Here is a 14,891-nt window from a genome sequence, read left to right as displayed (position 1 = left end):
CGGGGCCACGACGCCCCGGGGCGTCGTGGCCCCGGGGCGCATGGAACGCTCGCTCAGCAGCTCAGGTTCCCGCCCGTCGGTACGCCGAGGATCGAGGCGAAGCTCTGGTAGGAGTTGATCCGGCTCTGCACCTGGCCGGGGTTGCCGCCGTTGCACTCGATGCTGCCGTTGATGCTGCGGATGGTCTCACCGAAACCGGAGCCGTTGACCATGGCGTTGTGCGGCGTCATGGTGCCGGGGCCGGTCTGGGTGTTCCAGTACCAGAGTCCGGTCTTCCAGGCGATCGCCGCGTCGGTCTGGACGAGGTTCGGGTTGTTGAGCAGGTTGATGCCGAGGGCGTCGCCCGCCGCCTTGTAGTTGAAGTTCCAGCTGAGCTGGATGGGGCCGCGCCCGTAGTAGGCGGCCTGGCCCGCCGGGCAGCCGTAGGACTTGCTGGTGTCGCAGTAGTGCGGGTAGTTGGCGGTGTTCTGCTCGACGATGTGGACGAGCCCGCCGGTCTCGTGGCTGACGTTGGCGAGGAAGGCGGCGGCCTCCTGCTTCTTCACCGTGTCGCTGCCGGTGTTGGCGAAGCCGGGGTAGGCGCTGAGCGCCGCGGTCAGGCCGCTGTAGGTGTAGAAGGAGTTCCGGCCCGGGAACATCTGGTTGAACTGGGCCTCGCTCACGACGAAGGAACCGTTGCCCGGGGGCGTGGTGCCGCCGCCGCAGGTGTAGGGCTCCCAGTACCAGGTGCTGATCACCGGGTCGTAGCCGGGATTGTCGTGCTCGGCGATGTAGTACTTGCCGTCCGTGTACTTGACGATGTCGCCGGTCACGTAGGAGCGGCCCGCGGCCCACGCCGGGTAGTTGCAGCTGTCTCCGGTGCCGCCGTTCGAGCCACCGCTACAGGTGCCCTGGTCGGCCCAGACGGCGGCGGCGCCGGGGGTCTCGCCCTGGGTCCACCACTGCGCCTGCCAGTTGTGGCTGTTGTAGGACGCGGTCATGCCGCCGGTGTAGACCGAGGACGAGCTCCAGGCGGTGGCGCAGCCGGCGGCGGCCGACGCGGTGGAGGTCAGCGGGGTGAGTACGGCGAGCCCCAGCGCGGTGACGAGCGCGGCGAGCAGGGCGACGAGCCGTTGTCTGGACACGGGACCACTCCTTCGAAGGGGGGTGAGTGGGAGCGTGACCGACTCAAGCGAATTGGTCTGGACCTGTCAAGGTCTGGACCAGTCATTCTCGGTGCAAAAGTTGAGGGGCGCACCAGCGCGCGGGTGCGGGGCCCGGTGCGACGCGCCCGGGCCCCGCACCCGGCGCCCTTGAGGTACGCCGCGTCAGGCGTCCGGGACGGGTCAGCCGCGGTGTTCGAGCTGCGGTGCCTGGAGCAGCGCCGTCCGCGGGCCGACCCCGTTCCACTCCAGGCGGAGGATCGCGAGGTCGTCGGTGTGCCGGTTGGCGTTGAGCTCGCGGACCTGGGTGATCAGCTCGTCGAGGTGCGCGTCGGTGTCGTCCGCCGGGATGCGGTCCATCAGGCGGATGAGCCCCTCGACGCCGAGACGCTGCGGCTCCTGCCCCTCGTGGCCCTCGACCAGGCCGTCGGTGTAGATCATCAGGGCGCCGCGCTCGGGCATGAGGAGTTCGCTGGCGTGCCAGTTGGCGTAGCCGGGCGCGATGCCCAGGGCGATGCCGTGCCGGGCGGGCACCTCGCGCGTCCTGCCGTTCGTGGTCAGCAGGGGGGCGTGGTGTCCCGCCAGGTAGAGCGTCGCGCGGCCCTGGGCCGGGTCCAGGCAGGCCAGGGTGACGGTCGCGAACAGGTCGTTCTGCGTGCGCTCGGCGACGAGCATCCGCTCCAGGAGCAGCAGCAGTTCCTCGGCGCGGTGGCCGCCGAGGGTGAGGGAGCGCCAGGCTATGCGCAGGCACACGCCGAGCGCGGCGGCGTCGGGGCCGTGCCCGCTGACGTCGCCGACGATGGCGTGCAACTGTCCGTCGGGGGTCTGGACGACGTCGAGGAAGTCACCGCCCAGTAAGGCCCGCTCGCGGCCGGGCAGATAGCGGCTGGTGGCGCGGATGCTGGACGCGGAGATCATCGGCTGGGGCAGCAGACCGCGCTCCAGGCGGGCGTTCTCCTCGGCGCGCAGCTGTCCGGCGCGGATGTCGGCGCTGGTCCGCTCGGCCTGCTTGCGGTGGACGGCGTAGCGCACGGCGCGGTGCAGCAGGTCCGGGGCGACCTGTCCCTTGACGAGGTAGTCCTGGGCACCGGCGGCGACGGCCTCGCCGCCCGCCTTGGACTCGGCGAGCCCGGTCAGGACGATGATCGCCGCGTCGGGCGCGATCTCCTGGACGGAGGCGACCGCGCCGATGCCGCTGGCGTCGGGCAGGTGCAGGTCGAGCAGGACGCAGTCGGCGGAGTGCACGGCCGGTTCCGTGCGGACGGCGGCGAGGGAGGTGCAGCGGACCAGGGAGTAGCGCAGTCCGGTGTCGATGAGCAGCTCTTCCACGAGGAGGGCGTCACCGTCGTCGTCCTCGACCAGGATGATCCGTACGTGCTGCTCGGGTACGAAGGCGTTCATCGCGTGGCCGCGCCCTCGACGGCGTCGTCCTGCGGGGCGGGGTCGCTCGCGGCGAGGGTGAAGACGAACCGGGTGCCCTCCGTGTGGTCCGGGTCGATGCCGATGGTGCCGCCGTGGAACTCGGTGATCTTCTTGCACATGGCGAGGCCGATTCCGCTTCCTGGATAGGCGTCCTTGGTGTGCAGGCGCTGGAAGATGACGAACACCTTCTCCGCGAACTCCGGGGCGATCCCGATGCCGTTGTCGCTGACCGCGAAGCGCCACAGGGCGCCTTCGCGGACCGCCTCGATCCTGATCTCGGGGGCGCGGTCGGGGTGGCGGAACTTCACGGCGTTGGCGATCAGGTTCTGCCACAGGATGCCGAGCTGGGTGGCGTCGCCGTTCACGGCGGGCAGCGGATCGTGGACGACGCTCGCCCCGGACTCCTCGATGGCGACGCTGAGCGCGTCGAGCGTCTGGCCGACGACGTCTTCGAGGTCGACCTCGCGGTGGTCGTTGTGGACGCGGCCGACGCGGGAGAACTCCAGGAGGTCGTTGATGAGCTTCTGCATGCGGTTGGCGCCGTCCACCGCGAACGCGATGTACTGGTCGGCCCGCTCGTCGAGCTGTCCGGCGTAGCGGCGCTGCAGGAGCTGGCTGAAGCTGGAGACCTTGCGCAGGGGTTCTTGCAGGTCGTGCGAGGCGACGTAGGCGAACTGCTCCAGTTCGGAGTTGGAGCGGCGCAGCTCCGCCGCCTGTTCGTCGAGGCGGTGGCGGGCCTCTTCGGTGAACGCCAGTTCGTCCAGGAGGCGGCGGCGCATGGCGTCCATGTCCGCGCCGAGGCGGCGCAGGTCCGCGGGCCCGGTGGCGACGACGGGGTGCTGGAAGTTGCCGCCGGCGACGGCGCGGGCGTCGGCGCCCAGCTGGGCGAGCGGGTTGGTGACGCCCCGCCGGAGGCCCTCGAAGATCAGGGCCGTGAGCAGCAGGATGACGGCGGCGATGCTGACGAGGATGGAGTCGCGCAGCCTGGTCGCGCCGCGCAGGTCGTCCAGGGCCGCCTCGCGGGCGGCGCGCTGGTGGTCCTGCTGGACGACCATGGCCTTGCGCAGCGCGTCGAAGGAGCTCTTGCCCTCATTGGTGCGCCGCGTCGCGGACTCCACCGGCTCCCCCGCGGGGGCGTCGGCGATCGGCTGCGCGAAGGTGCGCTGCCATGAGCCCGCCTTCGCGAGGACGTCGTCGAGGTCGGCCCGGCCCGGGGTGTCGTCCGCGACCAGGGTGCGCAGCTCCTTGACGGCGGCGCGCTGGTCGGCGAGGCCCTCCTCGTAGGGGGCGAGGAAGGAGCGCTCGCCGGTGAGGCCGTAGCCGCGTACGCCGGTCTCCTGGTTGACCAGGGCCGCTTCCAGGCGCACCGACCAGGACAGGGCGGGGCTGCGCTTGTCGACCAGTTCGTCGGTGAGGGCGGAGGTCCGGTTCAGGGCCCACAGGCCGAGTGCGCCGAGGACGGCGAGCACGACGAGGGCCAGGGAGGCGCTCACCCGCAGCCAGCGGTGGGTCGTCCACGACGCGCGGGATCCGCCGCGGGGGGTCGTGGGGGAATCCGCGGGGGACGCGGTCGCACGAGCGGTTGCGGAACGTCGGCTCTTGACGTCGGTCGCCATTCCGGGGCGCTCCTCGGGAATCAGTCAGGGCCGCCTTTTTGCGCGCGGCGTGCATACTGTAACCGCAATCCGACAAGTCATGTTGTCGGACTACCAGCGGTTTCCCTAAGGTGGGCGGCATGCCTGGCAAGCATTTCTCGCTACGTGTGACGGAGGAGGAGGTCGCCGAGCTGACCAGCGGCGCGCTCGACGATCTCGTCCGTCGGCTCACCACCCGTGCCCTCGATCCCCGCCCCGCCGACGGCGGCGCCGCCACGGCGCAGTCGCAGGCGCTGACACGGCTGTACATGATCCTGCAGCTGCGCGGCGCGCTGGACCGCCTCGAGTACCAGGCGGCACAGGACGCGGTCGCGGCAGGCGCCGGCTACCCCCAGCTCGGCGGGGTGCTCAACATCACCCGGCAGGGGGCCAGGAACCGCTGGCCCGGCCTGATCACCAACCCGTCCCCCACCGCAGCCCCTTCCACCCCGCCCCGGAGCCCATGAGATGACCTCGCCGACCCGTCCCTATGACGTCCTCCTCGTCGAGGACGACCTCGCCGACGCCATGCTGGTGCAGGACGCGCTGACCGCGCGCGGCGCCCGTAATCTGCACCAGGTCGAGGACGGCCTCGCCGCTCTGGAGTACCTGCGCTCCCCGCAGTCCACGCGCCCGGACCTGATCGTCCTCGACCTCAACATGCCGCGCATGAACGGGCGGGAACTGCTCGCCGTACTCAAGGGCGACGACGAGCTGCGCACGATCCCGGTCGTGGTCCTGACCACGTCGGCGGCGCCCGACGACGTGACGGGCGCGTACCGGCAGTACGCCAACGCCTACGTCACGAAGCCGGTCAACCTGGACGACTTCGAGCAGGCGGTCCAGAGCATCGACGCGTTCTACCTCGACACGACCACCCAGCTGCCCCGCTCCTGACCGCTTGGAGGAAATCCCGTGGGTGCTCCGGACGCATCCGACACGGAGCGCTTCACGTGCGCGCAGGCGCGGACCGACACCAGTGAGGCCGTGCTCCCCCTCTGCGCCGACCTGCCCGCACCGCAGGCCCGCCGGCTGCACGAGGACGCGCTCCTGATCGCCAGCGAGCTGGCCTCGAACGCGCTGCGGCACGGCGGTGGCCTCGTCCGCTTCGGCGCCCGCGCGCACGACGGCACGCTGGTCATCGAGGTGGAGGACGGCAGCCCCGACGCGCCGCTGCTGCGGCCGCACGACCCGGCCGTCCCCGGCGGGTTCGGCTGGATGATGGTGAACAACCTGGCGCACTCCGTCACCGTCGAGCCGCACGGCCGCGGCAAGACGGTCCGCGCCGTCCTCGACCCGGCCTCCTACGGCTGAGGCCCTGCCCCGGCCGGCCCGCCGTCACGCGTCGGCATGGATCTGGAGCGCGGACAGCTGGCCCGCGGGCCATCCCGTGTTCGCGGTGAACCGCAGGCGTACGTGGCGGACGGTGGCGGCGGTCACCGTCAGCGTCACGGTGTTGCCGGTCGCCGGGTCGAAGGTGCGGCCCGCGGGGGCGAGCAGCGTGGTGAAGTCGCTGCCGTTCGTGCTGCCGAGCACCTCCACGGTCTGGGTGCGCCTGGCCCAGGCCGGGTCGGGCGGCAGGGACAGGACGAGGCGGCGGATCGTCGTCGCGGTGCCGAGATCGACCTGGAACCACTGGGGGAACGCGTTGTTCGGGCTCTCCCAGTACGTCCGCGCGTCCCCGTCCACCGCGTTGCCCGGCGCGTAGACCTGGGTGTACCCGGAGGCGGTCGCGGGCCTGCGCAGGGCGAGGTCCCCGCGCGGCGGCGTGGTACCGCCGGGCATCGGGGGCGTCGGGCGCACGGTGGTGAGCGGGATCTGCCCCTTGAGCATCCGGCCGCCGTCGCCGGTGAGCCGGAGGTAGTAGTCGGCGGAGCAGGCGGTGCCGTCCTCGTCCAGGCCGAGGAAGCCGGAGTCGGCGGGCACGAAGGCCGTGCTCTCGGCGGTCTTGGCGATCTGGTTGCCCTCGTTGTACTCGTCGAACATGGAGATGTAGATGCCCTGCGCGCCGAGGCGGACCATGTTGTAGAACTGCCGCCACATGAAGTCGCCGTGCACGCGCTGGCGTGACTGGACGTCGCCGGGCAGGACGCAGGGCTGGTAGTCGATGCCGTGGGCGTCGCAGTCGGCCTGGTCGGGGGTGTTGACGTCGGTGAAGAAGCGGTCCGTGTCGGCGACGGTGCCGATCCTGCCGACCATCCACGGCGAGAGCATGTCGAAGGCGTGGTAGACGTCGAGGTATCCGGCGCGCGAGTCCTCCCGGCCGGTGCGCCAGTGGGTCGGCACGCCGCCCATCACGTAACAGCCTTGCGCCTTGAACCAGTTGACGACTTCGAGGCAGTCGGCGGCGGACCAGGTCTTGTCGGGCTCGTTGAAGCCGAAGCCCCAGATGCCGACGACCGGCTTGCCGTTCTGGCGGGCGTAGGCGGACGACGCGGTGTGGGCGCGCATCTTCGCGGTCCAGTCGGCGGGCATCTCGGTGCGCATGTTCGCCCAGCCGGTGGCGTCGTACATGACGTAGAACTTCCGGCCCGAACTCTCCGCCGCCGCGCGCACTTTGGCGGCCATGGCGTCGCGGGTCGGGCCCTCGGAGCTGTTGGGGTTGAAGCGCTGGAGCGCGGCCGTGTCGATGGCGTTCTCCCGCATCCACCGGAAGTGGGTGTCGACCGTCTGCTGGTCGTACGAGGAGAAGAGGGTGGCGGGCGAACCGTTGCCCAGGGGCGCGTACGCGGTGCGGTACCCGGAGGTGTAGTCGCGCATGTCGGGCCAGCTGCGGAGGGCGTTGTTGGCGAGTGAGGGCGACTGGCCCCAGTTGTTGCTCCAGTGCCACCAGCCGTTGATCGGCGCCCCGTCGCCCTGGCAGGCGAACCAGCCCTGGTAGCCGACGGTGATCTTCCCTACGACGTCGCCGGGCGGGGACGCGGCGGCCGCGCGGCCCGCGACGGGGAGCCCCGCGGCGGCTGCGGCACCGGTCGCGAGGGCGGATCTGAGGAGGGTGCGCCGCGAAAAGGTCATGGGGGTCTCGCCTTCGAAGGGGGCGGGGGCATGACAACTTTGCGGGGCGCGGCTGCGGGTTTCAAGATGGACGCACGCAAATTCTGCACGGCGCAACTCAAAAACGGCACAGGCAAGGTAGCGGGGAGCGGACGACATGCGACGGCGGGCCGGGCGAGGCGCTTGCCCCGCCCGGCCCGCCGGGCCGATCGGTCACGGTCAGGCCGGAGTGGCCTCCCGCGTCTCCCGCCGCTCGGCGTCGTCCTCGGTGGACCCGGACTGCTCGACGCCGGGCGCGTCCGCCGGGAGCTGCGAGAGCGGGCCGCGCGTGTACTGGGCGGCGACCAGGGCGGCCGCCTCCTCCTTGGTGCCCACCGAGGGCGGGGAGCCCTCCAGGGGCTGACGGGCGGTCTCCTTGATGAACAGGACGGCCACCGCGCCGACCACGGCCGCCAGCATGATGTAGAACGCCGGCATCAGGTTGTTGCCGATGGCGCTCGTCAGGCCCTCCATGACCAGCGGCGTGGTACCGCCGAACAGGGAACCGGCCACGTTGAAGGAGATCGCGAGCGCCGAGTAGCGCACCTCCGTCGGAAACAACGCGGGCAGGACCGCCGACATCGTCGCGAGGAACGTCAGCAGGCAGAGGCCGAGCAGCAGCAGACCGGCGTAGATCGCGACGTGCCCACCGCTGCGCAGCAGCAGGAACGCCGGGACGGTCAGGACGACGAAGCCGGCCATGCCCGCGAGCAGGATCGGCTTGCGGCCGACCTTGTCGGAGAGGGTGCCGAGCGGGTGCACCAGGCACATCAGCACGACCATGACGATGACCAGGGCGACGAGACCCGCGGTGGAGCCGTAGTTCAGCTCGTCGGTCAGGTAGGTCGGCATGTACGACAGCAGGCCGTAGTCGGCGATGTCGTAGGCGGCGACGAGGATCATGCACAGCATCAGCGCGCGCCAGTGGTCGCGGAAGAACGGGCCGAAGCGGAACTTCGGACGTTCGCCGCCCTGCTCCTGCTCGCGCTCCAGCTCCTGGTAGGCCGGGGTGTCCTCCAGCTTGAGCCGCATGTAGAGGCCGATCAGGCCGAGCGGACCGGCGACGAGGAACGGGATGCGCCAGCCCCAGGAGGTCATCGCCGAGTCGTCCAGGAACGTCGTCAGGATGGTGACCAGGCCGGCCGCGCCCACGTATCCGGCGAGCGTGCCGAACTCCAGGTAGCTGCCGAAGAAGCCGCGCTTCTTGTCGGGCGCGTACTCGGCGATGAAGGTGGCCGCGCCGCCGTACTCACCGCCGGTCGAGAAGCCCTGGATCACGCGGAAGAGCAGCAGCAGGGCCGGGGCCCAGATGCCGATGGCGGCGTACGAGGGCACCAGGCCGATGCCGAACGTGCCGAGCGCCATCATGATCATGGTGAGGGACAGCACCTTCTTGCGGCCGATGCGGTCGCCCAGCGGGCCGAACACGAACCCGCCGATGGGCCGCAGCAGGAAGGCCGCGGCGAAGGCGCCGAAGGAGGCGAGGGTCTGCGCCGTCGGGTTGCCGGACGGGAAGAACACCTTGCCGAGGGTGACGGCCATGTAGGAGTAGATGCCGAAGTCGAACCACTCCATGGCATTGCCGAGCATCGCGGCCTTCACCGCGCGCTTCACCGTCGGCTCCTCGGTCACGGTGATGTCGCTCTGCCGCAGCTTGGGGTTGCGCCGCCGCTCGATGACCCGGAAGAGGCCGCGGTGGCGGCGTACCGCCTCCGGGTCCCACTCCGACTCGCTCTCGCTCGCCGCCTGCGTCGTCTCTGCGCTCACGGACGGTAGTCCTTCCTCCGGCCAGCCCGCCGGACGGGGGGCGCGTCCGGTTCACCCGGTCCGCGCCGTCGACTCTCCTCGAACGACGAAGCGCCTCCTGGAGGGGAGACGCATCATCGTCCGAGCAGGAAGGCAATCGCCCTCAGGCGACCCGCTTGCCCACTGATCGTCCTTTCATGCAGGTCAGGACTGCGACCGTGCCGTCGGCTCCTGCACATCGTCACTCCGGTCCGCAAAGCGGGCAACCGGACGCGGGTGAGGCGGAGTACTGCCCGAAGGGCCCGGGAGGCCCTTCGGCTCACGCCGGGCGGCTCGTGCGCCGTACGCATTCCTCGACCACGTCGCGCAGGCTGCCCGTGCGGGCGAAGACCTCGCGCTGGACGCGGGTGCCGTTGCCGTCGCGCACGATCCGGTCGAGGCGTGAGCGCGCCTCGTCGTAGTCACCGGCGTCCTCGAGGGCGGGCCTGACGTGCTCGAACAGGGCTTCCACCGCGGTGAGCGCCGGGACGGGGCGCATGTCGAGAGGGCTGACGAGCTGGTCGTCGAGGCCGGAGCGGCTCGCGCGCCAGTTGGCGAGGCGGAGCAGGGTCACCGGGTGCGCGGCCGGGGCCTTGCCGGCCCGCCACTCACGGGCCGCCGTCTCGACGAGGCCGCGGACGAGCATGGCGTGCAGCACCGTCATCGAGGGTTCGAGGCAGACGTCGGCCACCCGGACCTCGACGGTCGGGTGGTTGGCGGAGAGCCGGGCGTCGAAGTAGATCATGCCGTCGTCGAGCAGGGCGCCGGTGGCGACCATGGCGTCGATCTGGGCGTGGTACGCGGCGGCGTCCTCGAACAGCTCCACGGGCCCCGCGGACGGCCAACGGCCCCACACCCGGCTGCGGTAGCTGCTGTAGCGGGAGTCCTGCCCCTGCCAGAACGGGGAGTTGGCGCTCAGGGCGACCAGGACGGAGAGCCAGGGCCTGATGCGGTTGAGCACCGCCACGCCCTCCTCGTCGGACTCCACGTGGACATGGACGTGGCAGCCGCAGGTGAGCTGCTCCTGGGTGGTGAGGCCGAACTGGTCCTCCAGCCACCGGTAGCGCTCCCCCGAGCCGACGGTCGGGTTGACCGGCAGCGGCGAGGTGGCGAGGGCGGCGACGGTCGCGCCGAGGGTCTTTGCGTGCCGTGCGGCCTGGTCGCGCCAGCGGACGATCTCCTGGGCGAGGTCGCCCATCTTCTCGTGCGGGCTCGTGGCGAACTCCAGCTGCTGGCGGTGGAGTTCGGCCTCGAACGCCGCACCGTCGCCCTGCCCCTCGCGCGCGACCCGCGCCAGGACCGCGTGCGACAGCGCCCGCGCCTCACCGCTCTCGCCGTCGACGAGCAGCAGCTCCTCTTCGACCCCGACACTGCGCATCCGTACCGTCCCCAAGATTGAAGTGTGCGAACAGGAGGATCCGTTGTAGCAAACGGACCGGAACTCAGGAGTCCGCCGACACCGGCGAGTCGGACCTGTCGCCGACCGAGCCACGCGTCGCCGACTCCGGTATCGGGCGGTCGTGGCGCAGCGCGCTCCAGACCGTCCGCGACGCCTTGTCGAGCGGCAGCACCCGGCCGGGGTCCTGCGCGTCGAAGGTGACCGGCAGAGTCACCATGTCCGTGTTCTCGGGGCTTATGCCCTTCAGATCCTTGCCCAGACCGAGGAGCTTGTCGGTGGAGGCCAGGCCGGAGTCGGCGCTGATGGTCTTGGTGGCGGTGTCGGCGAGGTCGTACGCCTTGGCGGGGTGGCTCAGCGGGTCGACGGTGTTCGCGCGGTGGATCAGCGCCTTGACGAAGGCCTGCTGGAGCTGGATGCGGCCCAGGTCACTGCCGTCGGCGACGCCGTGCCGGGTGCGGACGAGCTGGAGGGCCTGCTCGCCCTTGAGGGTGTGCCGGCCCGCGCTCAGGTCGAGGCCGCTGTTCGGGTCGTCGATGGCCTTGCGGGTGGTGATGTCCACGCCGCCTAGTTCGTCGATGAGTTTCTGGAAGCCCTTGAAGTCGACCTCGAGGTAGTGGTCCATGCGGATGCCGGACATCTGCTCGACGGTCTTGACGGTGCAGGCGGGGCCGCCGACCTCGTAGGAGGAGTTGAACATGGCCTCGTGCGCGGCGGGCGCGGTGGAGCCGCCCTTGGTCGCGCAGGCGGGGCGCTCGACCATCGTGTCGCGCGGGATGCTGACGACCGACGCCTTCTTGTGGGTCTTGTCGACGTGGAGCACCATCGCCGTGTCGGCGCGGGCCCCGGCGACGCCGCGGCCGTACTCGCCGTGGGTTCCCGCCCGGGAGTCGGACCCGAGCAGGAGGATGTTCATCGCGCCGTCGTGCCGCGCGCCGGGCCGGTCGTCGCCGAGGGCGGCGTTCACGTCCGTGCCCTTGATGTTGCCGTCGAGGTGCTGCCAGGCGTAAGCGGTGCCGCCCGCTCCGGCCAGGACCAGGCCCAGGGCGCCCCATGCGGTCCAGCGCAGGACCTTCTTGCGCCTCGTCCTCGTGCTGTCGTGCTGCGGCATGCGGTCCCCTTCGTCGTCGGGCCGTGTACCCGGTTTCGTCGGTTTGCTGCTCAGTAAGCCGAGTTCACATTGTCGATGGAGCCGTAGCGGTGGGCGGCGTAGTTGGCGGCCGCGGTGATGTTGGCGACCGGGTCGGTCAGGCTGTCCTTGGTGCCCTCGACGTGGAAGCGGTCGAAGGTGGGCTGGATGACCTGGAGCAGGCCCTTGGAGGGGATGCCGTTGCGGGCGTTGATGTCCCAGTCGTTCACGGCGTTCGGGTTGCCGGAGGACTCGCGCATGATGTTGCGGTGCAGGCCCTCGTAGGAGCCGGGGATGCCCTTGGACTTCATGATGTCCAGGGACTGGCGGATCCAGCCGTCGAGGTTGTTCGCGTAGGTCTTGGCGGCCGCGGGCTTGGCGGCGGCCTTGGTGGCGGGCTTCGCGGCCGGCTTGGCGGCGGCCTCGGCGGGGGCCTTCACCGTCTTGGCGCTCGCCGCGACGGCGGGGGCGGAGGCGTTCGCGGTCGAGGGGACCAGCGTGAGGGCGGCGGCGACGGCGCCGGCGGCGGCTATGCCGGAGAACGAGATCTTGCGCAGGCGCATGGCGTTGTCGGTGCGGTCGGTGCTGGTCTGCGTCAGGGCGATCGACATGCGGGGGTGACTCTCCAAAGCGAGGGGGACGTGGTGAGGGGCCCGGCGCGGTCTCGGCGACCGGAACGTTCACCAGGTTTAGGGACGCTTGGAGATCGATGCAAGAATGTGACGTACTACCCCATTACGGAGAAAAGTCCGGTTCGGGCACTCCTGGGCGCTCGCGGGCGCCGGGAAATCACGAATCGGGCATTTATGGCACTACGGCCCTCTTTCGTATGTGATCTGGCTCCTATGGGTGGCGTCACGGAAAACCGGCCCCGGGACGGGTTCCGGAGACGCGAAAAGGCCCGGTCCGCGGGGACCGGGCCTCTCGATGTACGGCGGGTGTCAGCCGTTGAACGTGTCGGGGTCGGGGCCCGTGCGCTCGTCGCGGTTCAGGGCGGAGATCTCGCCCATGTCGCCCTCGCTCAGCTCGAAGTCGAAGAGGTCGAAGTTCTCCGCGATCCTCTTGTGGGTCGAGGACTTCGGGAACACGATGTCGCCGCGCTGGAGGTGCCAGCGCAGCGTCACCTGGGCGGGTGTCTTGCCGACCGCCTGGGCGATGCGGTTGATGGCGGGGTCGTCCAGGACCTTGCCCTGCGCGATCGGCGACCACGCCTCGGTGGCGATGTCGTGCTCGGCGCCGAACGCCCTCGCGTCGTCATTGGTGAGGTAGGGGTGGACCTCGATCTGGTTCACCGCCGGCACCACGTCGCTCTCCTGCAGCAGGCGGCGCAGGTGGTGGGGCTGGAAGTTCGAGACGCCGATGGCCTTGGCGCGGCCGGAGCGGTAGATCTCCTCCATCGCCTTCCACGTCTCGACGAAGTCGCCCTTGCCGGGCAGCGGCCAGTGGATGAGGAAGAGGTCCAGGTGGTCGAGGCCCAGCTCCTCCATGGTCCGGTCGAACGCCTTGAGGGCGTCGTCGTGGGCGTGGGCGCCGTTGTTCAGCTTGCTGGTCACGAAGATCTCGGAGCGGTCGACGCCGGAGTCGCGGACGGCCTCGCCGACGCCCTTCTCGTTGCCGTACATCTCCGCCGTGTCGATGTGCCGGTAGCCGGCCTCGATCGCCGCCAGTGTCGTCTCCCGGGTGTCCTCCGGCGGGATCTGGAAGGTGCCGAAGCCGAGCTGGGGGATCTGGACGCCGTTGTTGAGCATGACGGTGGGAACTGCGGTCACAGTGGTTCTCCTGACTCGTACAAGTGGGGTGGGGTGGGGTGGGTGCGGGCTCGGCCCCGTGCCGTCTCAGCCCGCGATGCCGCTCAGCTTCGCGTCCGGCGGAAGGACGCGCACCAGCTTGCGGTTGACGAACTCCTGCATGCCGAGCTTGGACAGCTCACGGCCGTAACCCGAGCGCTTGATGCCGCCGAACGGCAGGTCGGGCTGGGTCGAGGTCGGGTGGTTGACCCAGATCATGCCGGTCTCGACGCGCTCGGCGACCCGGCGCCCGCGCTCCACGTCCGCGCAGAACACGGAGCCGCCGAGGCCGTACTGGCTGTCGTTGGCGAGCGCCACGGCCTCGTCCTCGTCAGCGACGCGGTAGACGACCGCGGCCGGGCCGAACAGCTCCTCGCTGTAGGCGCGCATCCCCGGCTTGACGCCGGTGAGCACGGTCGGCTCGACGAAGGCACCCGGACGGTCGATCCGGTGACCGCCCGTGACCAGCTCCGCGCCCTGCTCCACCGTCTCGCGGATCTGGTCCGCCAGGTCGGCGGCGGCCTTCTCCGAGGAGAGCGGGCCGAGGGTGGTCGACTCGTCCAGCGGGTCGCCGGGGCGCAGCTCCTCGAACGCGCGGCGCATCCCTTCGACGAAGTCGTCGTAGACCTCGTCGAGGACGATGAAGCGCTTGGAGGCGACGCAGCTCTGGCCGGTGTTCGCCATCCGGCCCGCGACGGCGGCGCCGATCGTGCGCTGCAGGTTCTCGCGGTCGAGGACGATGAAGACGTCGCTGCCGCCCAGCTCCAGGAGGCTGGGCTTCATGTTCCGTCCGGCGCGCTCGGCGACCTGGGCGCCGGCCCGCTCGCTGCCGGTCAGGGAGGCGCCGCGCACGACGGGGCTGTCGATGATGCGCTCGATCTCCTCGTGGCTCACGAACAGGTTCGTGTAGACGCCCTCGGGGGCCCCAGCGTCGCGGAACAGCGACTCCAGGGCGAGCGCGGACTGCGCGCAGATGCCGGCGTGCTTGACGAGGACGGTGTTGCCGAGCACCAGGTTGGGGCCGGCGAAGCGGACGACCTGGTAGAGCGGGAAGTTCCACGGCATGACGCCGAGGAGCACGCCGAGCGGCTCGCTGACGAGGTACGCCTCGCCGTCCCGCACGTCCAGGGGTTCGGGGGCCGCGAAGCCGGGCCCGTGCTGCGCGTAGTACTCCAGGATGGACGCGGCGAGGTCGACCTCGCCGCGCGCCTCGGAGATGAGCTTGCCCATCTCCGTGGTGATGGTCCGCGCCAGCTCTTCCTTGCGCTCCCTCATCAGCTCGGCCGCGCGTCCGACGACGGCGGCGCGGTCCTCGATCGGCCGCTCGCGCCAGGCGTCGAAGGCGTGCCCCGCCGTCTCCAGCGCGGCATCGACCTCGGCCCCCTCGATGGCCGGGAACTCGGCCAGCGTCTCGCCGGTGTAGGGGTTGACGGTCGCGAACGAGCTCTTCCGCTGGTCCGACATGAGACATCTCCAGAACGACTGCTGAGGGTGTGCGACGGAACCTGCCGTTCCGTCTCCTGTCACAGAGACCGGGGTACCCGGCACTCCGCCATGAAAACA

At 70.7% G+C, this 14,891-nt stretch carries 13 protein-coding genes; 3 read left to right on the top strand and 10 right to left on the bottom strand.

Translation table 11 applies throughout. The annotated features are described in order from the left end of the window. Positions 1 to 53: 53 nt before the first annotated feature. The 3 genes from C1N81_RS38810 to C1N81_RS38800 form a co-directional block, all read right to left on the bottom strand. Positions 54 to 1,124, bottom strand: a complete 1,071-nt coding sequence (locus tag C1N81_RS38810) for a glycoside hydrolase family 19 protein (RefSeq protein ID WP_394436089.1) — start codon at positions 1,122 to 1,124, stop codon at positions 54 to 56. Positions 1,125 to 1,325: 201 nt separating this feature from the next. Beyond that, positions 1,326 to 2,543, bottom strand: coding sequence for a PP2C family protein-serine/threonine phosphatase (locus tag C1N81_RS38805; protein ID WP_394436088.1), 1,218 nt, complete (start codon positions 2,541 to 2,543; stop codon positions 1,326 to 1,328). After that, complete coding sequence (locus tag C1N81_RS38800) at positions 2,540 to 4,180, bottom strand: sensor histidine kinase (RefSeq protein WP_394436087.1); 1,641 nt, start codon at positions 4,178 to 4,180, stop codon at positions 2,540 to 2,542. The genes C1N81_RS38805 and C1N81_RS38800 overlap by 4 nt, the downstream gene beginning before the upstream one ends. Positions 4,181 to 4,299: 119 nt before the next feature. On the opposite strand from C1N81_RS38800, the gene C1N81_RS38795 reads away from it, so the two are divergent. From C1N81_RS38795 to C1N81_RS38785, 3 genes are read left to right on the top strand one after another with little or no spacing between them, the layout of a single operon-like run. Beyond that, positions 4,300 to 4,665, top strand: coding sequence for a hypothetical protein (locus C1N81_RS38795; protein ID WP_394436085.1), 366 nt, complete (start codon positions 4,300 to 4,302; stop codon positions 4,663 to 4,665). A gap of 1 nt (position 4,666) precedes the next feature. Beyond that, complete coding sequence (locus tag C1N81_RS38790; RefSeq protein WP_394436084.1) at positions 4,667 to 5,095, top strand: response regulator; 429 nt, start codon at positions 4,667 to 4,669, stop codon at positions 5,093 to 5,095. Positions 5,096 to 5,113: 18 nt separating this feature from the next. Beyond that, complete coding sequence (locus C1N81_RS38785; protein ID WP_394436083.1) at positions 5,114 to 5,512, top strand: ATP-binding protein; 399 nt, start codon at positions 5,114 to 5,116, stop codon at positions 5,510 to 5,512. Between the two features lie 24 nt (positions 5,513 to 5,536). Here the strand turns inward: C1N81_RS38785 and C1N81_RS38780 are convergent, their stop codons facing one another. From C1N81_RS38780 to C1N81_RS38750, 7 genes are all read right to left on the bottom strand, one after another. Further along, complete coding sequence (locus C1N81_RS38780) at positions 5,537 to 7,213, bottom strand: discoidin domain-containing protein (RefSeq protein ID WP_394436082.1); 1,677 nt, start codon at positions 7,211 to 7,213, stop codon at positions 5,537 to 5,539. Between the two features lie 198 nt (positions 7,214 to 7,411). Further along, positions 7,412 to 8,998: an MFS transporter gene (locus C1N81_RS38775; protein WP_394436081.1), complete on the bottom strand. Its 1,587-nt coding sequence runs from the start codon at positions 8,996 to 8,998 to the stop codon at positions 7,412 to 7,414. Between the two features lie 298 nt (positions 8,999 to 9,296). Beyond that, positions 9,297 to 10,394, bottom strand: a complete 1,098-nt coding sequence (locus C1N81_RS38770; RefSeq protein ID WP_394436080.1) for a glutamate--cysteine ligase 2 — start codon at positions 10,392 to 10,394, stop codon at positions 9,297 to 9,299. A gap of 64 nt (positions 10,395 to 10,458) precedes the next feature. Then, the gene (locus tag C1N81_RS38765) at positions 10,459 to 11,523 is read right to left on the bottom strand and encodes an LCP family protein (RefSeq protein ID WP_394436079.1); all 1,065 of its coding nucleotides are present in this window, start codon (positions 11,521 to 11,523) and stop codon (positions 10,459 to 10,461) included. A 50-nt stretch (positions 11,524 to 11,573) separates the two neighbouring features. Beyond that, positions 11,574 to 12,152, bottom strand: coding sequence for a transglycosylase SLT domain-containing protein (locus tag C1N81_RS38760; protein ID WP_394436078.1), 579 nt, complete (start codon positions 12,150 to 12,152; stop codon positions 11,574 to 11,576). Between the two features lie 330 nt (positions 12,153 to 12,482). Continuing rightward, complete coding sequence (locus C1N81_RS38755; protein WP_394436077.1) at positions 12,483 to 13,310, bottom strand: aldo/keto reductase; 828 nt, start codon at positions 13,308 to 13,310, stop codon at positions 12,483 to 12,485. Between the two features lie 66 nt (positions 13,311 to 13,376). Continuing rightward, positions 13,377 to 14,792, bottom strand: coding sequence for an NAD-dependent succinate-semialdehyde dehydrogenase (locus C1N81_RS38750; RefSeq protein ID WP_394436076.1), 1,416 nt, complete (start codon positions 14,790 to 14,792; stop codon positions 13,377 to 13,379). Between the last annotated feature and the right edge of the window lie 99 nt (positions 14,793 to 14,891).

The sequence above is a fragment of the Streptomyces sp. SGAir0957 genome (assembly GCF_043523415.1).
The sequence above is the reverse complement of the archived record's forward strand: the minus strand, read 5'-3'. Positions and strand labels throughout refer to the sequence as shown.